Here is a 21,942-nt window from a genome sequence, read left to right as displayed (position 1 = left end):
AGTTACTATGAACGCTTTTAAATTCATCACGCTTGCTTGTTGTGTTTTTTCACTGGTTGCTTGTAGCCAGACACCCTCTAAAAAAAATCAATCCAGCCAAGCAGCCCCGCCAAGCGTTCAAATCAGTGATGAAGCTCGGCAATTTTTTCGTGCCATCAAGACTGGGGATACGCAAACCGCTTTAGCGTATATTCAAGGGGGAGAGTCGTTAGATGTGCAAGATGCTTTTGGTCATACGGGTGTATTTTTGGCAGTTGACTATGATAGCCAACAATTGCTAAAAGCTTTGATTCAACAGGGCGCCTCAGTTAATAAAGCTGATAAGCAGGGTTGGACACCATTAATGAAGGCCGTGGATAAACAGAATACAGAGATGGTGAAGCAATTATTAGAAGCCGATGCAAACCCTAATACGCCATCGCCTGAAGGTTGGACTGCTCTACACTTAACCATGAATCACCCTCGAAGTAACGAGCAAAATTATGTGGAAATTGCTGAACTACTCATTCAACAAGGGGCTTTCCTGAATCAAACCCGAAAAGATGGTGTCAGCCCCTTGTATTTAGCCGTGCTCAATAACCGAGTCGGTGTTTTCAACACCTTATTGGCCGCCAAGGCGAGCCCCAATATAGCCAGAGCAGATGGCAGAACACCTTTGATGCAAGCAAGCTATAATCACCGTACGGACATGGTGAAAGCGCTACTCCAGGCTGGCGCTAATCCAAATAAAACTGATCGCAATGGTTTGTCAGCACTTCACTACACGATCAATGATCCGAACAAACCAAAACAAGATTATGCCGATATTGCACAACTTTTGATTGAACATGGCGCGAACGTAAACCTGCGAGCTAAAAAAGTCGGTTCGCCATTACTACTTGCCGTCAAACACAATCGCCCAGAGGTTTTTGTAACATTATTGAATGCGGAAGCAGATCCTGACATTGGAACTTTCAATAACTGGACACCGTTAATGCAAGCCATTCAAGATCAGAACACACCCATGATTAATGCGCTTATCAAAGTGCAAGACCGACTCAGACAAGAGAAAGACAACGTCTTACTTAAAAAAATTCATCCCTAACCCCTTTCAGGATAGTGAAAGGACGAATCCATTCCTGTCTAAGCGGCCTAAAAGGTTGGCCGCTTTTCAATTTTATCTCCCCTAATACGCTTTAATATTCAACGTTACCAATAAAAAAACTTGACAGAAATCGTTATGATTTCTACATTGTAGCCGATACCATAAGGAAGTAATCATTTACGATGAGGTTTTCCATGACCTCAAAATCCAGGCAGAAGGGGAATCATTGATGGGTTTATCTAGGGGGGCTTTGTTGTTTATTAGCTTAACCGCACTATTGTTACTCGGTTGTGAAGCAGATAAGGAAACTTGGCCAGCTGAAACGAGCAACACTGCTGATACAACATCTGCAACCGACACCTCAGAAACTGGCACCACCACCGGAGACACAACAGCCGAAATCAAGTCCTTAACCATTACGGCGGTGGACCCTTACATTAGCGAAGCTCAATTTTGTATTGACACCAATAAAAATGGCAGCTGTGATCAAGGCACAGACCCTTATTCTACCGAAGATACCGATAACCCAGGGCAATACACTTTTCAAGACTATACGCCGACAACAGACTTGCCTATTTTAACCGTCAAAGCGGGAATGCATAATGGCAAGGATTATGCCTTAGAGTTAAAAGGGACCGTCACAGCCAATAGCGAAACGGCTGTCATTAACCCAGCCACCACTGCCACTCATGACAAGGGGGTTACTGGGGCCGAGTGGGTGGCGATACTCAATCAATTTTCAGATCAATTTGGCACCGTTCTAACGGAAGCAGATTTGACCGTGGACCCTTTAGCTGACCTCTACGATCAAGACCATGCTGAGCTTTCTTCAGCCAATATATCCAGACTAAGAATGCAAATGACGTCATATGCCATTCTGCGCATTCTACAAAGCACACAATCATTTCGTGACTTAACTGGCACCACATTAATTGCCAGTGCAACTTCGGGTGAGGGAGATGGTGACAGTGAAGATAAACTCTATAAAATTATGGAACAACTTTCAGAGGCCGCTAATAAAGCCGTTGACCCAGCCGCATTCACTCTATTTTTGAATGATACAGCTTACACCAATATCCCGATAACCGTTCGCCCAGCTTTAACGACAAAAGATTTCAGCGCCACCGCTATGACGCTTATTGACCATATCACTGAACTGGCGTATAAACAATCGAGTACTCACGCTGGCAACCTAACTGCCATTATTGATATCATAACCCCTGAACTGGTTCATATTGTGAGTCGTACCACCCAAATTGCCAAGCGCTATTTTGCTGCCAATCATCAAGCAGAATTCGCTGAAGACACCAAACTCAACCGGGATGTCTTATCCGTTATGAACGATGATAGTCACATGAAAGAAGGAATAAACTGCACCAGTGGCTATTTTGAGATTAACACGGATAGTAAAATGCTATGTATTGAAACGACGGCCACAACCACCATCCCCTAATTAGGGGGCATTTTTAACTAATCTAATCGCCCTAATCGCTTTAACACTAACATTAACGCAGCATAGGCTCGACCTTCGCTAAACTCCGGTTGTTGAATCAACCGGTGCCAATCAGATAATGGCCAATAAATGACTTCTAAAGGCTCTGGCTCATCACCTTCTGCCTCACTGGGGCACAAATCCTCGGCTAAAATGATATGGGTTTGATGAGACATATAACTGGCCGCCAAAGTCACCGAATCCAGTAAAGTGACCAGGCCTGGTAAAAACCCCACTTCTTCTTGGCTTTCACGCAGCGCTGCCTCTCGCCAAGTTTCACCTGGGTCAATTTTTCCTTTTGGAAACCCCAGTTCATAACGTTCTACCCCCGCTGCATATTCGCGAATCAAAACCAAACTGTCATCGATAATCGGTACAATAAGCACAGCCCCATGCTGGGAGCTCACCAACCGCTCAAACTGAACTTGGGTTTGATTCTCAAATAAGAGTTCGAGCCCTTCCACCTGAAAGAGCTTTGTTTTCGCCAGTGCGGTTTTTGAGAGGATAGTAGGATTTTTTTTCATAGTTTAAATCATACGGAATTAGGCCTAAGAATGCGAGATAATTTGCCCCAGATGACTGCCCACAATATCCCTTGGCATAAGATTGATACCGTTTTGCTCGATATGGATGGTACGCTACTCGACTTGCATTTTGACTATCATTTTTGGATGGAGTTCGTTCCGAGTGTCTATGCCAAACAAAACAAATTATCATTAGAGCAAGCACAGCAGTTTATTACTGAAAAAATTCACTCGCAACAAGGCACTTTAAATTGGTATTGTTTGGACTATTGGACAGATCAGCTACAACTTCCCATTGCTCAACTCAAGCAAGAACTCAAACACCTCATTCAAGCCCATCCGGATGTCATCACTTTTTTAAAACGCCTGCAACAGCTTAACAAACAGGTGATTATGGTAACCAATGCCCACCCTGATAGCTTGGCGATTAAATTGGAAATGACCGAAATTGGGAACTATTTTGATCAGATGATTTCTTCTCATGACTTTGGCATTCCTAAAGAAGAGGCTGCCTTGTGGCAAGCGATTCAAGATCAATATCCATTTGATCCGACAAAAACGCTATTGATTGATGATAATTTACAAGCGCTCACCTCTGCACAGGCCTTTGGCATCGCTTATCCTTTGGCTGCGATTCATGTCAGCCCTAAAATGGATAAAATCGATCCTGGCAAATTTCCGTATTTTGAACATTTTTCAGAGATTATCCCTGATTGACTTTCCTTAAAAAACACTCTAACAAACTGAACAAAAATCAGCTTAATTGGAAATGGCAATCACATTATTAACATCATATCCGGTCAAAGCGGCTTCAAAGCAGTCCTCTAAATGTTCATCCAAAACAGCAACAACGTCCGAGTCGATTTTATGATTTTCAACCATTTGCTTCATAATGGCTAACGCTTCTTTTGCCGACAATGCTTTCCGGTATGGCCGGTTTTGCACCAATGCCTGAAAAATATCCGCAACCGCCAAAATACGGGCTGACAGCGAAATTTGTTCTGCCGATAAGTGATAAGGATAGCCGCTGCCATCTAAGGTTTCATGGTGCTGAGAGGCAAGCAACGCAATATGTTGGAACCCCGAAATTTGTTGCAAAATGATATTGGAATCAAACCCATGCCGATTCATTTGAATGCGTTCCCCCACATCCATCGCCGCCGGTTTATTTAAAATTTCGTCAGGCACCTTTAATTTCCCTAAATCATGGAACAATCCGGCTAACTCCAAATCATTCTGCTCTGATTCACTCAACCCTAATTGACTGGATAGTACACGGCTTACCTCGGCCACCCCAATTGAATGGGCTGCCGTATAAGGACTTTTAGCATCGACTGCCGCCGCAAACAGATAGGACAGTTGCTTTGCCTGCTCAAAGCTGAATTCAGTAGTTGGCGCATTGGCAATCCAACTGTGAAAATAACTTCTTAAAGCAAACTCTTCTAAAAAATACCAAAAGGCATCGTCTTCTGCCACCTGACAAAAAGCTTCAACCAGCTCTGGTGAAAAATTGACGCCCTGTAACCGCCTGAGCGTTCCAAAAATATGGATCCGTTTTTCAATTAATGGCGCTTTTGAAGTGGCCTGTAACGCATCGACTCTATCCACAAGGTATATTAAATTGGCATAGATAGCGATTGACTCATCCAAATCATCGGGGAGCGCATCCCAATGCGTATGATGATACCGAACCGGTAACGCACAAGCTTCATAATGGGCAACCTTCTTTAAAAGGAGGTAGCCTCTTTCGGCATGCCCTTGCGCATGCGTCCAGTCAAATTCATTAATCAAATGCCCATGTACTTTCGATGAAGACACTCCGCAATCGTGAAGCATTCCAATAAAAATAATGTGATCAATCAAATCAGGTGTCCAGCGAAGAGCCTCTCCAACCTTTGAAGCCATATAAGCGACACGCTTACCATGCAGTGTATCGTCAATTCCGACAAAATCCAAAGCTTCTGAAAGGGTAAAAGTCGCTTCTCTTAAATTGAGTTGATACATTAATGCTCCCAAGTTTATCGATGCTACTCAATAGCATCTAATTTTAGGCGTTTAATGATGGATGCCTATTCTTTATCCAACGCACTCAATAATTGTCGCTCAGTTGTTAAAGGTGTTCCTGCTTTTCTTGCTATGAATGCATAAGCAACGGGCACCAACAACAAACTAATCAAGGTAGAAAAACCCACTCCCCAAAGCAAAACAATACCTAAAATCTCGCGGGTTTCAGCCCCAGCACCCGATGACAATATCAAAGGTACTGCCCCCACCATAGTGGTCAGGGTTGTCATTAAAATAGGCCTTAATCTCAACTGCGTGGCCTTAACCAAAGCTGCTCCCATTGCCAACCCAGTATCTCGTAGTTGATTAGTAAACTCAACAATCAAAATACCGTTTTTGGTGGCTAAGCCCAATAGTAGCACTAAGGCAATTTGACTGTAAATATTTAAGCTCAACCCATAATAATGGAGTGCAAATACCCCGCCTGCAAAAGCCATCGGCACCGTCAACATAATCACCAAAGGCTGAATAAAGCTCTCAAACTGTGCGGCTAACACCAAATAGACAACCACTAACCCAAATAAAAACACGAAAAAGACCGAATAAGAAGCGGTTTGAAAGTCCTTAGACTGCCCTTTGTAGTCGATCATCGCATGCTCAGGTAGGGTGTCACGCGTTAGGTCATTCAGATAGGCTAATGCCTCCCCCAACGCCAAGTCATCATCCAACTTAGCTGATAACGTAATCGCTCTGACACGATTGTAACGATTTAAACTAGAGGCGCTGGCTTGATGAGACAAGGTCACCAGTTCTGATAAGGGAACCATCCCATCCTGTCCGGCAACGCTAAAATAAATTTGCTCTAAATCTGAAGGAGACTGGAACCACTTGGGGGCAGCCTTCAATAGCACATCGTACTCTTCGCCTTGTTGTTCAAAAGTCGTGACTCGCTTTGAACCCAATAATACTTGCAGTGTTGCCGTCACATCTTGATGCGAAACACCTAGTGCTCGAGCACGCGCATAATCCACTTTCAATCGCAATTGCGGTTTGGTAGGCTCATAATCCCAATCTAAATTGGTCAATCCAGGGTTAGTTTTTTCAATCGCTTCATTCATTAATCGTTGCCAAGACTCGAGCTCCTGATAGCTACCGCCTCCAATCACAAACTGCACTGGACTTTGAATACGTCCTCCAATACTGGAGCGCATCACTGGAATCGCCTTTACGCCAGATAAATCGGCCAAAGACTGACGAACTTCCTGCATAATCTCAAAGCCATTTCGCCGCTTCGCCCAGTCCTCCAATACAACGATCACAAAACCTGAATTAAACACCTCACTGGTTCCAAAAGAGCGCGGCGTTCGCACCAATAATCGCTTCACTTCGCCTTTTTCAACCAACGGCATTAAACGAGATTCCATTTCGGTCAGATAGCTTTGCATATAGTCAAAAGTAGCCCCTTCTGGGCCTTTCACCATAATAAAGAAGACACCTCGATCTTCTTTGGGCACATACTCCTGAGGCAGTTTTTGTCCCAGATAAATCAAACTCGATAACACGATGGAAAATAACAATAAAACCCACAGTGGCTGGCGAAGATTGGCTATCAATAGTTGTTGAAAGAAATGAGATTGACGCTTGGTTGGCTTGACCCTAATTTGAGGTGGCATCCGAATGGCATGGCTTGAAAGAGATCTAACCGGTTTTAATAGCTTAGAGGCCAGTGCAGGGGATAATGTCAAAGCGACCCAACTGGAAAAGATCACAGCCACCGCAAGCGTAATCGAAAACTCGGAAAACAGCCGACCAATATTACCCTCCAAAAACCCAATTGGCACAAATACCGACACTAATACCAAAGTGGTCGCCACCACAGCAAACCCGACCTGACGAGTCCCTAAGTAGGCAGCTGCAATCGGCTCAAACCCTTTATCTAAATATCGCTGTGTATTTTCTAAGACGACAATGGCATCGTCCACCACCAAACCAATCGCCAAAACCAGTGCCAACAAGGTCAATAGATTCACTGAAAAACCGAGCATCCACAACACCCAAAAAGTCGCCATCAAGGATACCGGCAGGGTCACGGCTGGCACCAATGCAGCGCGAATATTCTTTAAGAAAACTAACATCACCAAGACGACAAGTCCCAGTGCAATAAAAAGCGTTTTAAATACTTCGTCTACCGCTTGTTGTACAAAAACAGAAGCATCATAGCTGTCTTCCAGTGAAAGCCCCTCAGGCAAATCTCGGTTGACCAATGCTTTGCGTTGCCGTGCAAATTCAGCCACACTCAGCGTATTGGCATTCGACTGTTTAACAATGCCAATACCGACCATTGCATCTCCATTACCCCGAAACAACCGTCGACGCTCTATGGCGCCCATTTCCACCGTTGCAATATCTCCTAGGGTTAGCTGACCAATTTGACGATCTTGCTTAATAACCAGGCCTTTAAAGTCGTCTACCGTCCTTAGAGGTTTGTCCGCTTTGAGCGTCAACATGACATGACGCCCCTGCAATGCCCCAACGGGCAATTCGATATTGGACGCACGAATTTGCGTTTCAATATCAGACGCTGTTATTTGATATAACGCCATCTTTTGGGGATTTAACCAGATTCGCAGTGCAAACGACTGCCCGCCACCGACTCGCACCCGCGCCACACCATCCAACACGGAAAATCGATCCACGATATGACGCTCAGCAAAATCGGTTAATTCAGGGATGGTCAAGCGGTCGCTGGCAAGGTTAAACCACATAATCGGGCTTTCATCGCCTTCCACCTTTTCGACCTCAGGTGCATCGGCTTGCTCAGGCAAATTATCAACAATGCGCGACACCCGATCCCGAATATCATTTGCCGCCGCATCAATATCGCGATTGATACTAAATTCCACTTTTATTCGAGAACGGCCATCAGTGGATGTCGATGACATATAGTCGATACCGGAAATCCCAGCGATACGATCTTCAATGACTTTAGTAATCCGCTTTTCCACCACTTCTGCAGAAGCACCAAGATAATTGGTATCAATGGAAACAATTGGCGGATCGACATTAGGATATTCCCGAAGGCTCATTCGATCAAAAGCCATCAGCCCAAATGCCAACAGTAATAACGACACTACTGCAGCCAAAACAGGACGTTTTACGGCTGTATCAGACAACCACATTAGCGTAGGGTTCCCTTAAGCGACTTTTGCAATAAGCTTGCCTGATCCTGCCCAGTCTGCATCGCTTTTATAACGACTGGGCGTTTGAGCGAAATCCCCATCAGCCCCTGGCTAACGATTTTATCGCCTGCGGCTAAGCCTTGTAATATCTCGGTTAAGTTATGACCCTTCTGTCCTGTTTCAATCTCAACTTTCTCTAACCCATAAGATTCTGTTCCATTGGGTTGCAAACGATAGACAAATTGACGATCTCCCAGCATTTCAATAGCGCTATTCGGTATCTTTAAGCTGGCTTGTGCCTTTAAAACCAATTGTGCCTCAACCATCATATTGGTTTTCAACTTCGCCTTTGGATTATCCACCATCGCTCTGACTTGCACCATTCGCATCACCGGATCAACTCGCGGCGAAATAGCAGAAACGTGCCCTGTAAAGACCTCAGCGCGATAAGCTTCGGTTCGCACTTCAATCGGCTGTTCAAGATGAATCCCACTCAAATAACGTTCGGGCACCAATAAATCCAGAATCATTTGGCTGGTGTCGTCCAAACTCACAATTTTGGTGCCCGCTGTAACGAACGCCCCCTCGCTAAGTTGACGAAAGCCCAACTGTCCAGAAAAAGGGGCATATATTCGTCTATCAGCCACCTGCGCCTGAATGACCTTACGTTTGGCGGCTGCCGTTTTCCATAATCGGTAGCGCTCATCGATCAAAGAAACGGTCACACTCCCTTTACCTTCGATTCCCTTAACTCTATCGTACTGACGCTTGGCTTCGGCCTCTAATTCTTTTGACTCTTCAAGCAGCGCCAATTCTTCTTCTGCATTTTGCTCAACCAATAAAGCACTTTTACGAACCCATTCCCCTTCTTTGAAATAAATTGCAGTAATCACATCGGTTGCTTTCGCCACCACATCAATCGACGATTTTGCCTCTAAAGACCCCAATAACGTTTGCTTCACTGGGGAAGCGGTTTCAATAACCTCATAGGCGATAACCGGAACCGGAAAATGTGTTTTTGGTGCCGCTGTGCCGAAGGAAAGCCAAAGCACTCCAATGCCGAATACCCCCCATTTCAAAGCAAATTTCATATCTACTTTTCTCATTATGATTCACCCATGTGTTCTAAGCGGTCAACACCAAAATTCGTTTGAGCGTTATTATCAACCAATTTCACTCGAAAATATGAAACAAAAAAGAATATATCAGCAGTATGAATCATAGTGACAGCACTCATTCAAACGGTTGATCCCAATAAGCATTATCTTTAAGCTGTTCAACCAAAAAATCAATCAAGACCCGAGCTTTCTTGGAAAGAAACCGGTTTTGAGGGTAAAGGGCACAGGCATATTTCATTGGAATCTTATAGTCCAATAAAACCGGTTTAACTTGCCCTTGAGCTAAAGCTTGCCAAGCAATAAAAGTAGGCAACAATACAATACCATGACCCGATATGGCCATCTTCAACAAGAAGTTACCGTTATTGGCTATTAAACGACTGCTAAAGCTCCAGTTGATGCTTTCCCCCTGCGGAGAAATGAAACGCCAACTACTGGCTCCCTGCACGCCATATTGCAACAATTTATGCTGATGAAGATTCTCCAGTGATTTGGGGGCGCCATATTGTGCTAAATACTCAGGACTGGCACACAGTACAAACTGAATAGGCGCTATTTTTCGTGCCTGCAAGCTGGAATCTTTTAATTCAGTAATACGAAACGCTAAATCAAACCCTTCTTCCACCATATCCACTTCTCGATCTGAAAAGTCTAATTGCAATGTCAAATCAGGATGCCGTTTAGCGAAACGGTCAAATAGCGGAGATAAGTGCTCTAAACCAAAAGACAATGGAACCGCTAATCGCAAGGTCCCCGTTAAGTCGTTATTACCATTCGTTAGCGATTGATTCATTTCCGTCACACGATCCAACACGTCCAACGATTGTTGATAATACAATTGCCCCGCTTCGGTTAGGCTCGACTGACGTGTTGTGCGATTAATCAACTGCGTTGATAGCCGACTTTCTAAGTCCGCCAAACGTCGACTCACTGCTGATTTTGCCAAATGAAGTTGCTCAGCCGCCTTGCCTATTCCGCCGGCCTCGACCACCCGCACAAACACTTGCATATCTTCAAGCTGCCCCATCTTTAAGCTCCTTAAGGAAGTATTATTTTTCTAAAAATCAGAACAATCTTTTTAGATTTTGGCGGTTTTTTAAGCACAACACAAGCATTATGATGTGTGTTAACCGACTAACCATTAAAAGGCAACAAAATGACCATCAAAGAAATCACTCATATCACTCAGGGGATGCCGACCGCAGATGGCGCAGGTGTCAAACTGACACGTTACATTGGCACGCCTGAATTAAAAGAACTTGATCCCTTTTTAATGCTTGATTTTTTTGAATCCGACAATCCCGATGACTATATTGCTGGCTTCCCGCCGCATCCGCATCGCGGCTTTGAAACTGTGACTTATTTATTAAATGGTCGTATGCGGCACAAGGACAACCAAGGCAATGAAGGCGTTGTACTCCCCGGTGGGGTTCAGTGGATGACGGCAGGAAGCGGCGTTATTCACTCTGAAATGCCCGAACAAGAAAATGGTCTTTTACAAGGATTCCAGTTGTGGATAAACTTACCTAGCCATGCCAAAATGCAAGATCCACAATACCAAGATTTTGCGCCTGAAGCCATGCCAGTAGAACAACACCCTCACAGCCAAATTCGCGTTATTACCGGCACGACACCCAATGGCACCACTGGGCCAGTCAAGAATCATTATATAGACCCGTTGTATTTTGATGTTGAGCTTGACGCCAATCAAACGTTTACGCAGCCGTTCAAGAGTGAAGATAGCCAGGGGTTTATTTTTGTCATTGACGGCCGTCTCACCATCGGTGAGCAAAACCGACCCCTTAAACCCAAGCAGCTTGCCGTGTTATCAAAAGGGACTGAACTGCACGTATCTGCAATGGAAAACAGTCGCTTTTTGCTCATTGCTGGCAACCCGATTCAAGAACCCATTGCGCGTAGCGGCCCATTTGTAATGAATACCCAAGCAGAACTCAAGCAAGCTTTTGACGATTTCCGAAACAACCGTTTTTAACGTCAAAAACACCCAGGCCTGGTCATTCTTAGGGTAAAATAATGCCTATTTGACAACCCTAAAATTAGGATCCTTTTCCGTTTTGCAAAGCCAGCGCCAGCCCTCAAACTCACTTAGCACCGCAGACTATTTGCTGAAATTTGTTATTTTGCAGAACCAATTTCAGCAGGGCATTGGCAAGGCCTTCGCGTGGCTGGCATTACTGCTCGTGGTGTTATCCGCAAGCATCGTTATCTTGCGTTACGGCTTTGAATCGGGTTCCATTGCTTTACAAGAAAGTATTCTCTATACCCATGCCATTTTCTTTATGATGGGGATGGGCTATACCCTCCAGCAAGATGCGCATGTTCGAGTAGATGTATTTTACAGTCGTTTTACACCCCGCAATCAAGCCATAATCGATTTGATGGGCAGTTTGGTCTTTGCCCTTCCTGCTTTGATCTTTATCCTCTGGATTGGTTGGGACTATGTCAGTGATAGCTGGGCAATTCAAGAAAGCTCTGCAGAAGCGGGCGGCTTACCCTATTTATATTTACTCAAAAGTTTTATGATCATTATGGCACTATTGATGGTGTTGCAAGTGCTGTCAGTCATTGCACAAACTAGCTGCCAACTCCTTTATCCACAAGACCCAAAATTGATCCGATTCCTGGCTGAGAACCGCCCTCAACACGAGGAAAAGTTTTAATGGAATGGCTGTCACTCCTATTATTTGGTTGTGTATTCATAGCATTGCTAATGGGCTTTCCCGTTGCGCTGACTTTAGCGGGCACCTCTTTGCTGTTTGCGCTGGTTGCCGCACAGTTTGGCGCATTCGATATGGCCTTTCTTAACAGTATTCCCAATCGCCTATTCTCCATTATGACCAATGCCACCTTGATGGCCGTCCCGTTATTTGTCTTTATGGGCATTCTCTTAGAGAAATCCAAACTGGCCGAACAGCTCCTCACCACTATGGATGAGGTGATGCGAGGCTTCCGTGGCGGCTTGGGCATATCAGTTATCTTAGTCGGCACACTACTCGCCGCCAGTACGGGCATTGTCGGTGCCACCGTTGTGACGATGGGATTATTGGCCCTGCCAACCATGCTTAAACAAGGGTACTGCCCAAAACTCGCAACCGGGACCATTTGTGCCTCCGGCACCTTGGGCCAAATCATTCCCCCTTCCATTATTCTCATACTCTTGGGCGATGTTTTGTCTTCTGCCTATCAACAAGCACAGCTTAATCAGGGCATCTTTTCGCCTGAAACGCTATCGGTCGGTGATCTCTTTATAGGCGCACTCTTTCCAGGAATGTTGTTGGTTGTTGGCTATATGAGCTATGTACTCGCTATGGCCTTTTTCAAACCCGAGACCGTACCCGCCTCGCCTGAAAAACCGAATACCAGCAGCTTAGCGATCCGAGTATTAGAGAGTTTAATCCCCCCTTTGGCATTAATTTTATTAGTACTAGGCTCCATTCTTGGTGGATTTGCTACACCCACCGAAGCGGCGTCTCTTGGAGCCTTGGGGGCCTTATTGCTATCGGCTTTACGTAAGCGTCTCAACTTAGCCTTACTGCAAACTGTCATGCAAGACACCCTAAAACTCACCAGTATGATCTTCTTGATTTTTATCGGTGCCGCTTTCTTTTCACTTACTTTCCGAGGGTTGGGTGGCGACGAGCTCATTCACCAATTTTTAACCGACCTACCGGGTGGCATTTTTACCGCCGTACTATTGGTGATGGTCGTGATGTTTATAATGGGCTTCTTCCTCGATTTTATTGAAATCACCTATATTATCGTGCCAGTGGTTGCGCCAGTGTTATTGATGATGGGGGTTGACCCCATCTGGTTAGGGATTATGATTGCCATTAACCTACAAACCGCCTTTCTCACTCCGCCGTTTGGCTTTGCCCTCTTCTATTTAAAAGGGGTTGCGCCGCCGTCCGTTTCAACTGCTACCCTATACAAAGGTGTCACCCCTTTTATACTCATCCAATTAACTGTTATGGTTGTCTTAGCGATTTGGCCAACGCTGGCCACCTGGCTACCCAGCGTCCTTTAACTTTTTTTATAAAAGCCCTGCAAACCCTTTAAGATTCAGCTAATATGTAGAAATTATTGCTAATCTTTCAAACCCATACGGCATGAATGTAAATCACAATACGCCCAAATTGAGCCACGCGACACAGCAAGCACTCAAAATCATTAACCGCTTTGAAGAAGGGGTGATGATTTTAAACGAGCAATCTGAGCCGACGGTAATGAATTCCTCATTACAATCCTTATATCCCGGACTCCAGCAAACAGCAAAGCTATTTCAACACCTTTGTTTGTTTACTCAAAAACATCAAGGCCAATGCTTCAATCTCCAGGCCTGGTTAAAATCCTTATCCCTCGGTCAAGCTGCGCACCAAGATTCGGTTTGGCTAAAAACGCCAACATCCCCGTCCGCATTACCCATGCGCCTGCAGGCGGACTGGATTGAACTGGATGGTCAAGCGCACCAGTTACTCATTATGAGCAACCAAAGTTTAAACCTGAGAACCAAAGCCCACTCTCAATTAATGGAAGCCAGTGGCTCCGGCCAATTTATTACTAATCCGCAAGGCAAAATCACCCAACCCAATAGCCATTTCTGTCAGCTAACCGGGCTCAGCCAAGCAGATTTGGCAAACCTCAACTATATTGATTGGCTCAAACAGCAAGTGAGTTTTGCCTTACCATTTGATCATGTCATCAAAACCCTACTTGAACAGCAGTTTTGGACGGGAGAAATTCAACTTTATGCCACAGAGACAGCCACGCCAGCCATCCTCAGTTTATCGATGATTTTAGATGGCGCCAAAAATATTGAACACTTTGTCGGGGTTCTACAAGACAAAAGTGAATTACAATCGGCCAAACACCAAATTCAACAACTCAGCTACTACGACCAACTAACCGGGCTGCCCAATCAAAGCTACTTGCAAGAAACGCTGGACCAACTACTCACCACACCCAACACTGAGCAACCCCACTATGCGCTTCTTTTCATCAATCTTGATGAATTTAAAATGATTGATGACACCTTTGGCCGCCAAGTTGGCGACGAATTGCTGATTAAAGTCGCGAAAAAATGTCAAACCCAACTTCCCGAAAACGCTTTATTATCAAGGCTCAATGGTGGCAGCTTTGGCATTATCTACCCCAGTCATTGTCAAGATGAGGTCAATGCCAAACATCAGATTCAAGACTATTCTGAAACCCTAATTGAAATCATTAGTGACCGATATAAACTCCAGAAACACTCAATACATACCTCTGCTAGCATTGGCATTTGCCCTTTTTCACCCAATAACCCCGTCAACTTTGACAGTGAACAACTGATACGCTATGCCAATATGGCCATGCTACAAGCGCAAAAACAAGGTGGAAATCAGCCCTATATTTTTGAAGATACGTTGATTCAAAAAGCCCGTCGACGATTAGAACTCATTGAAGCCCTTAACCACTCAGAATTAGACGAAGAGTTTCAGCTCTATTTTCAAGCTCAGGTCAATGAAGCTCAGCAAATTGTCTCTGCGGAAACACTGATTCGTTGGGTTCACCCAGTTCTAGGACCCGTTCCTCCCGATAAGTTTATTCCTATTGCCGAAGAAGGCCGCCAAATCATTAAAATTGGTTTGTGGATACTTCACAAAGCGTTTATACAAGCTAAAGCCTGGAACACTCACTTTGACCCCATTCGCGTTTCCATCAATGTCAGCCCCGTTCAGTTCCATGAGCAAGGATTTATTGAAATGGTCATCGGCTTGATTAAGTTTACTCAGGTAGACCCAAGCATGATTACGTTAGAGCTTACCGAAGGCGTACTCATTAAAAACGCCCCTGTCGCACTTCAACGCATTCAGCACCTCATTAGCCTTGGGTTTGAAATTTCGATTGATGATTTCGGCACCGGCTACTCGTCATTAAGCTATTTACAAAAACTCCCCATTCACGAACTGAAAATTGATAAATGCTTTATACAAAATGTCCCAGGACAAGAAGAAGACGAAGCTTTGGTTAAAACCATTATTCAACTGGCTGAAAGTAAAAAATTGAAAGTCGTAGCTGAAGGGGTTGAAACCGCTGAACAAGCTCAGTTCCTAAAACACCAAGCGCATAACATCATTCAACAAGGCTATTATTACAGCCGCCCCATGCCTGCCAGCGACTTTGAACAAAAACTACTCCCTCGCGTTAGACGGGCTCTCAACGCCTAAAAACCACCAGGCCTGGTGGTTTTTACAGTTTTTTATTAACAAAATCAATTATCGTCACTCAAATACTGTACAATGCGCAATCTTAAAATGCCTGCCTTGGTCTGACATTCAGTTTATTTGGGAAAGCTTTACTGCGAATTTCATCATTTGCGTTGTAACAGGGTGGCATTATTTTTGACGTGTGTGCTCCAACCGTACCGTCGCTACTTATGTTTACAAAGGATTTTCCATGAATACAGAGATCAAATTTTCCGATCTAGGTCTAGCTACACCCATCTTAAAAACACTTGAAGAAATTGGTTACGAAACCCCATCGCCTATCCAAGAAAAAGCCATTCCGGTTTTATTAGAAGGTGGAGACATCTTAGGGATGGCTCAAACGGGTACCGGTAAAACCGCCGCCTTTGCCTTACCGATTTTATCCAAAATTGATATTCGCCAAAAAGACCCACAAGTATTGGTTTTGGCTCCTACTCGTGAATTAGCCATTCAGGTAGCTGAAGCCTTCCAAACCTTTTCACGCAATATTAAAGGGTTACACGTATTACCCGTATATGGTGGTTCTGAATATGGCACACAAATTCGCGCGCTCAAACGCGGCGTTCACGTTGTGGTCGGTACGCCTGGCCGTGTCATGGACCATATTAAAAAAGGCACCTTAAAGCTGGATAGCTTAACTAGCATGGTATTGGACGAAGCTGATGAAATGCTGCGCATGGGCTTTATTGATGATGTAGAGTGGATTTTAAAACACACCCCTAAGACACGTCAGATTGCATTATTTTCAGCCACCATGCCCAAAGAAGTACATCGCATTGCCAATACCTATTTGCAAAATCCAACCGAAGTGATTATCAAGCAAAAAGCGGCGACCGCCTCTTTAATTGATCAAAAATTCTGGCTGGTCAGCGGATTACACAAACTGGATGCACTAACCCGAATCTTGGAAGCCGAAGAATTTGATGGCATGATCATCTTTGTCCGCACCAAAACCGCCACCGTTGAACTGGCAGAAAAACTGGAAGCCAGAGGCTATGCCGCCGCAGCCTTAAATGGCGACATCGCTCAAAATCAGCGTGAACGTATTGTTGACCACTTGAAAAAAGGTAAACTTGACATTTTGATTGCCACAGACGTGGTCGCTCGTGGACTGGATGTTGACCGCATCAGTCACGTCATTAACTACGACATTCCTTATGACAATGAATCCTACGTTCACCGTATTGGCCGAACCGGCCGTGCCGGTCGTAGTGGAACCGCGATCTTGTTCGTTGCACCAAGAGAACGCCGTTTACTTCGCTCGATTGAAGCGACTACCAAAAAAGCCATTCCGCAAATGGAATTGCCGACCGCGCAAGAAATCAATAGTACTCGAATTACCCGTTTCAAAGATAAAATCATTGATGCTGCACAGGGATCCGACCTAGATTTCTTCCAAAAAATGGTCGAATCAATCGAATCTGACAACAATATTCCTGCCATAGAAATCGCAGCAGGCCTGGCCAAATTACTGCAAGGGGATGTGCCGTTTTTCTTAGATGAGAAGCCCATCAAGCAAAAATCTTTTGATGACCGTGACCAAAGGGATTCAAGAGGAAGAGGTCGCGGCGCCCGTAATAACGGTGACCGTGCTGAAAGAGGCGGGCCTCGAAGCCGTCGTCAAACCCCACCGAATGATGGCATGGCACGCTTTAGAATTGAAGTCGGCCGTCAACATGGCGTCAAGCCCGGCAATATCATTGGTTGCATAGCCAATGAAGCAGGCTTAGATGGCGAGTTTATTCAAAAACTCAATATTGAAGACAACTTCAGTACCGTTGATCTTCCTGTTGATATGCCGAAAGCCCTTGTGAATGAATTAAAAGGCGCATGGGTTTGTGGACAACAGCTTAAAATCGCCCCCGTCAAAGAAGGCGTACAAGTTGCCAAACGTCGTTTAAAACCCCGTAAGAAATAATCCACCTGACTCTTTAACCAGGTTCTGATCTCAGAACCTGGTTCCTTCAAACATCCCCCATAAATAATTTTATCATCTCAATTCAACAATTTAATTCAACTAAGTATTGTGATCTCATACAAAACACATTAATATCGTTTCTCTTTGCTGAACCAAAATGATATAGCTTAACAAACAACTACAACATCATCCTTGAATAGAAAAGTGTAAGTAAACACTGATAGAACAACCTAACAAGCGGCTAGATAAGATGCAAAGAAGGCCAAAACCAAATGCCTTTTGCACACTTTTGGATTATAATTTCTGTTTATTATTATCAACGATTAAACTCTATCCATTATGTCACCTTCATTTAGCACTTGTTTAAACCTATAAACTTATCCAAAGGAACGCCTTGATGCTTAAAACGATCCGCGCAAAATTGCTGGCGAGCTTTATTTTCATTACATTACTGGTCATCGGCATGTCGATTTTCAGTATTTCTCAAACCACAGACTCCGCCAATGGTTTTAAAGACTATCGTGAAATGGCTAGAGATACAGTATTGGCTGGACAGGTGCAAAGTAATATGCTCATGGTTCGGATGAGTGCCAAAACCTTTATGTCCAATCCAGGTGCTAAGGAAGTCGAACAGTTTAACCATTATTACAACACGGTTAACGACTATATTAAAACTGCCAAAGTTGAGATCCAAAAACCCGAACGTGCAAAAATGGTAACGGAACTGGATCAGAAGCTCCAAGCCTATAATGGCTATTTTGAAGCACTCCAAACACTTGCCAAACAACGTTTGGACATCATTGAAAACAACCTTAATAAGAATGGTCGATTAATCGAATTATTGATTTCTGGAATTCAACGAAGTGCTCATGAAGACAAAGAACATGCCGTAACCTATGCTGCATCTGCTAGCGTCCGAACCCTTTTACTCGGACGAATTTATGCGATTAAATTTATGGATGACACCCAAAAGTCTTACATGGACAGAGCGGTAGCTGAATTTAGAACACTGCAAAACCAACTTAAGAATCTTGAAGAGTCAATAAAAAACCCGGCTCGCAGGAAAGCTATTCAGCAAGTTTATACGTATATTGAGACCTATATTTCTGGTGTAAACGCACTTAATAAAGTATCCATCGATATTGATAATATCGTTAAAAACAATCTGGATGTCATCGGCCCTCAAGTTGCGCAGCTTGCAGAAAATATTAAAATTTCTATTAAAAAAGATCAGGATCGCATCGGGCCAGAAGTTCAATCCATGAATGACAGCATTATTACAGCCTTAATCGTCATTTCAATTATTATTACGTTGGTTGCCACGCTAATTGCGATCTTTATTCCCAAAGCCATTGCAACGGGCATTCAAAATATCCAAACCACTTTGGAAAGAATCACCGATTCGGGTGACTTCTCTGTTCGTGCAGACGATAAACGCGAAGATGAATTGGGGCACATGGGGCAATCAATTAATGCGTTACTCTCTGATATGCAAAACGCGATTATAGAAGCCAATAAGGTTATATCAGCTATTGCAGATGGAAACTTTGATCAAAGAGTCACCCTTGATCTTGCAGGTGATTTAAATACACTCAAACAAGGCATTAATAACTCCGCCGATTCCATCAATACCACTATGACAGAACTGGGACGCGTAATGGAAGCCATGAATAATGGTCAATTTAATGTTGCAGTTAATGCCGATCTGAAAGGGGACTTCTTAACCATGATGAACAATGTCCGTTCAACCATGGAAGCATTAAATGACAGTATTTCGGATATCGTCGTGGTGATGAATGCGATGCAAGAAGGTGAATTTAATAAACGTGTGGAAGCGGATGCCAGAGGAGAGTTACTCAGCCTCAAGCAAAGCATAAATCACTCAATGGATGCATTGGAAAATGCGATTGAAGATACCGTCTTTAATATTGAAGCCATTGCATCAGGTGATTTAACCCATAGTATCACCAATGAATACCACGGCCAGTTATTGCGCTTGAAAAATTCGATTAATCAATCAAACCAGCGACTCAGTGAAGTAGTCACCAAAGCACTCAACGCCACCTCAGTGGTAAGTGGTGCAGCAGAGGAAGTGTCTCAAGGTTCCATTAACCTAAGTCAACGGGTTCAGGAAAATGCTGCCGCAGCTGAAGAAACCTCTGCCACCATGGAAGAAATGAGTTCTGCCGTCACCAATAATACCGAACATGCTAAGGAAGCGACTTCTGTCGCGCATGAGGTTCAGCAGAAATCAAATGAAGGCGTTCAGGTCATGCAAAAGACCATTGAAGCCATGAATGCGATTCAGGAGTCCAGTCATAAGATTTCAGACATCGTTTCATTAATTGATGGCATTGCTTTTCAGACCAATCTATTGGCGCTGAATGCTGCGGTGGAAGCAGCGAGAGCTGGGGATCATGGCCGAGGTTTTGCGGTTGTAGCGGGTGAAGTTCGTTCTTTAGCACAAAAAGCAGCCGAGGCTGCAAAAGACATCACCAACCTTATCAATGAAAGCGTGACACGCATTGACGACGGCACAAAATTAGCCACTGAGTCTGGTGAAATGTTAACCACCATTAGCGCATCGGTTGATAATGTGACCAATATGATTGAGCAAATTGCTGATGCTTCTGCTCAACAAATGGCTGGGATTCAACAAGCTAATACTGCCATTACCCAAATTGACGAAGTGACACAACAAAATGCGGCACTCGTAGAAGAAACCTCTGCAGCGGCTGAAAGCTTGAGTGATCAAGCACGGATATTACAAGAAGATATGGCGTTCTTCACTGTCAAGAATTCAGGTCAAAGCACGGCTAGACTGGCTGCGCCAAAAGCAACACAACCCAAGGCCATCGCTCAACCGAAGCCATCTGCTTCTTTGCCAACAAAACCGGCACCGACCAGTCATGCTGACAAAGAGGATGAGTGGGATGATTTTTAATACAACCCATTAAGGCAAATATAAATAATAATTGCCTGGTTGTAAATCTAACACACTGCCTAATAACTGGCTATTCATCAGTGTCAGTTGTAGACCATCAGCTCGACTGTTAAGGGTTGGGCTGTAAGCATTGGCATTTTGATTTTTATTAAATCGATAACTCACTAATTGACAACGTTCACCTCCGCCCAATTGACAAGCTTTATTGGGCGCATCTGTTAAATAACCAACCGAATCAACCAGGCCTGCTGCCAGCGCTTGTTGACCCAAAAAGACTTTTGCCGTTTTAATGTCATCCATTTGATCCGCATTCAACTGCCGATGCTGCTGAACCAATCCATAAAACCGCTTCGCCATTTGATCAACCAGCGATTGCAAATAGAGATCATCTCCAGCTTTCGGTTGCCTAAATGGCGAGCCAATATCTTTGCTAGCACCACTGGTATAGGTTTTGACCCTAATGCCAATTTTTTCTGATAGTTCCAACACATTCGGCAAAAGCGTAATCACGCCAACCGAACCGGTTAAAGTGGTCGGTGACGCTTGAATATGATCGGCCGCTAAGGAAATATAATAGCCCCCTGAAGCGGCGACATCGAGCATTTGTACAAAGATCGCTTTCCCCGTTTGCTGCTTAAACTGCAATAATTCATGGTATAGCAAATCACTTGCCGTTACACCGCCACCCGGCGAATTAACCCGGATAAGCAAGGCCTTAATATCTGGATCTTGAGCTGCCTTTTCTAATTGCATAACCACAGAATCTAACAAGCCAGGGGCTTGTTGAAAGACCCCTGATTCTGGTTGATTTGAAATGGTGCCATCAATGGAAAGCAGTAGCACTTTCCCTTTCGCATCCTCCGGCTCTGACAGGACTTGCTCTTGCAAAGGTGCACCGTAATCAGGCCCTAAATGAATAGTGGCACAGCCATTTAATGCCATTATCAGCATGAATCCAAAGCCAGACTTTAGCCAATTTTCTATCATCATCCACTCGCCCCTCACTTTCAAGTTCTATAATATTAATCTGGATTCTTAGCAAACAGCAATAAAAAAAGGGCTAAAAAGCCCTTTTCTAAGATGAATATCAAGGAATATTATAAGCCTGAAATGTAAGCCGCTAAATCCGCAATATCCGCATCCGATAAACCGGCTGCTAGAGGCTTCATCATTGAAGACATAGGCCCGATATCACCGCCACTACGATAGGTTTGAAGCTTTTCAGTCAACGTCTCTGCAGCTTGTCCAGCTAACTTAGGACCCACACTTCCCTGAGCAGTCGCACCATGACAGCCAATACACTGTGCATAAAGAGTTTGACCGTTTTGTGCATTTCCAGCATAAGCTTGAGACGCCATTAAAGCACTTGAGAATAAAGCCGTTAAGATGATTTTTTTCATATCTGTTCTCCTA

At 44.2% G+C, this 21,942-nt stretch carries 16 protein-coding genes; 9 read left to right on the top strand and 7 right to left on the bottom strand.

Translation table 11 applies throughout. The features are described from left to right. The first annotated feature begins 7 nt into the window (after positions 1-7). The gene (locus CYQ88_RS05715; RefSeq protein ID WP_158236014.1) at positions 8-1,084 is read left to right on the top strand and encodes an ankyrin repeat domain-containing protein; all 1,077 of its coding nucleotides are present in this window, start codon (positions 8-10) and stop codon (positions 1,082-1,084) included. A 229-nt stretch (positions 1,085-1,313) separates the two neighbouring features. Continuing rightward, positions 1,314-2,537, top strand: coding sequence for a hypothetical protein (locus CYQ88_RS05710; RefSeq protein WP_101840394.1), 1,224 nt, complete (start codon positions 1,314-1,316; stop codon positions 2,535-2,537). Between the two features lie 17 nt (positions 2,538-2,554). On the opposite strand, the gene nudE is transcribed toward CYQ88_RS05710, so the two are convergent. Further along, a complete protein-coding gene (nudE, locus tag CYQ88_RS05705) occupies positions 2,555-3,100 on the bottom strand; it encodes an ADP compounds hydrolase NudE (RefSeq protein WP_101840393.1) in 546 nt (181 codons plus the stop codon). 30 nt (positions 3,101-3,130) lie between these two features. Here nudE and yrfG point away from each other — a divergent pair, with 30 nt between their 5' ends. After that, positions 3,131-3,817, top strand: a complete 687-nt coding sequence (gene yrfG / locus CYQ88_RS05700) for a GMP/IMP nucleotidase (protein ID WP_233188818.1) — start codon at positions 3,131-3,133, stop codon at positions 3,815-3,817. 42 nt (positions 3,818-3,859) lie between these two features. Here the strand turns inward: yrfG and CYQ88_RS05695 are convergent, their stop codons facing one another. The 4 genes from CYQ88_RS05695 to CYQ88_RS05680 all read right to left on the bottom strand — a co-directional run bounded on the left by CYQ88_RS05695 (position 3,860) and on the right by CYQ88_RS05680 (position 10,428). Continuing rightward, positions 3,860-5,104, bottom strand: coding sequence for an HD-GYP domain-containing protein (locus CYQ88_RS05695; RefSeq protein ID WP_101840392.1), 1,245 nt, complete (start codon positions 5,102-5,104; stop codon positions 3,860-3,862). A 65-nt stretch (positions 5,105-5,169) separates the two neighbouring features. Then, complete coding sequence (locus CYQ88_RS05690; RefSeq protein ID WP_101840391.1) at positions 5,170-8,283, bottom strand: efflux RND transporter permease subunit; 3,114 nt, start codon at positions 8,281-8,283, stop codon at positions 5,170-5,172. Continuing rightward, positions 8,283-9,389 carry an efflux RND transporter periplasmic adaptor subunit gene (locus CYQ88_RS05685; RefSeq protein WP_101840390.1) on the bottom strand — a complete coding sequence of 369 codons (1,107 nt, stop codon included), beginning with the start codon at positions 9,387-9,389 and terminating at the stop codon, positions 8,283-8,285. Before CYQ88_RS05685 ends, CYQ88_RS05690 begins: the two co-directional genes overlap by 1 nt. 127 nt (positions 9,390-9,516) lie before the next feature. Then, positions 9,517-10,428 carry a LysR family transcriptional regulator gene (locus CYQ88_RS05680; RefSeq protein WP_101840389.1) on the bottom strand — a complete coding sequence of 304 codons (912 nt, stop codon included), beginning with the start codon at positions 10,426-10,428 and terminating at the stop codon, positions 9,517-9,519. Positions 10,429-10,557: 129 nt separating this feature from the next. On the opposite strand from CYQ88_RS05680, the gene CYQ88_RS05675 reads away from it, so the two are divergent. The 6 genes from CYQ88_RS05675 (at position 10,558) to CYQ88_RS05650 (ending at position 20,529) form a co-directional block, all read left to right on the top strand. Then, positions 10,558-11,394, top strand: a complete 837-nt coding sequence (locus CYQ88_RS05675; RefSeq protein WP_101840388.1) for a pirin family protein — start codon at positions 10,558-10,560, stop codon at positions 11,392-11,394. Positions 11,395-11,476: 82 nt separating this feature from the next. Next, positions 11,477-12,082 carry a TRAP transporter small permease subunit gene (locus CYQ88_RS05670; RefSeq protein WP_101840387.1) on the top strand — a complete coding sequence of 202 codons (606 nt, stop codon included), beginning with the start codon at positions 11,477-11,479 and terminating at the stop codon, positions 12,080-12,082. Further along, positions 12,082-13,446, top strand: a complete 1,365-nt coding sequence (locus CYQ88_RS05665) for a TRAP transporter large permease subunit (protein WP_101840386.1) — start codon at positions 12,082-12,084, stop codon at positions 13,444-13,446. Before CYQ88_RS05670 ends, CYQ88_RS05665 begins: the two co-directional genes overlap by 1 nt. A gap of 82 nt (positions 13,447-13,528) precedes the next feature. Further along, positions 13,529-15,628, top strand: coding sequence for a bifunctional diguanylate cyclase/phosphodiesterase (locus CYQ88_RS05660; protein WP_101840385.1), 2,100 nt, complete (start codon positions 13,529-13,531; stop codon positions 15,626-15,628). Between the two features lie 229 nt (positions 15,629-15,857). Next, positions 15,858-17,585 (top strand): DEAD/DEAH box helicase, encoded by a 1,728-nt coding sequence (locus CYQ88_RS05655; protein WP_101840384.1) that lies wholly within the window; start codon positions 15,858-15,860, stop codon positions 17,583-17,585. Between the two features lie 397 nt (positions 17,586-17,982). Further along, complete coding sequence (locus tag CYQ88_RS05650) at positions 17,983-20,529, top strand: methyl-accepting chemotaxis protein (RefSeq protein WP_101840382.1); 2,547 nt, start codon at positions 17,983-17,985, stop codon at positions 20,527-20,529. A gap of 9 nt (positions 20,530-20,538) precedes the next feature. On the opposite strand, the gene sppA is transcribed toward CYQ88_RS05650, so the two are convergent. Both sppA and CYQ88_RS05640 read right to left on the bottom strand, forming a co-directional pair. After that, on the bottom strand, positions 20,539-21,519 hold the full coding sequence (sppA, locus tag CYQ88_RS05645; protein WP_101840381.1) for a signal peptide peptidase SppA: 981 nt from the start codon (positions 21,517-21,519) through the stop codon (positions 20,539-20,541). 107 nt (positions 21,520-21,626) lie between these two features. Next, a complete protein-coding gene (locus CYQ88_RS05640; protein WP_101840380.1) occupies positions 21,627-21,929 on the bottom strand; it encodes a c-type cytochrome in 303 nt (100 codons plus the stop codon). Between the last annotated feature and the right edge of the window lie 13 nt (positions 21,930-21,942).

The sequence above is a fragment of the Hydrogenovibrio sp. SC-1 genome (assembly GCF_002848135.1).
Classification (GTDB): domain Bacteria; phylum Pseudomonadota; class Gammaproteobacteria; order Thiomicrospirales; family Thiomicrospiraceae; genus Hydrogenovibrio.
Note: the sequence above shows the minus strand (reverse complement) of the source record. Positions and strands in the feature narration are given on the sequence as shown.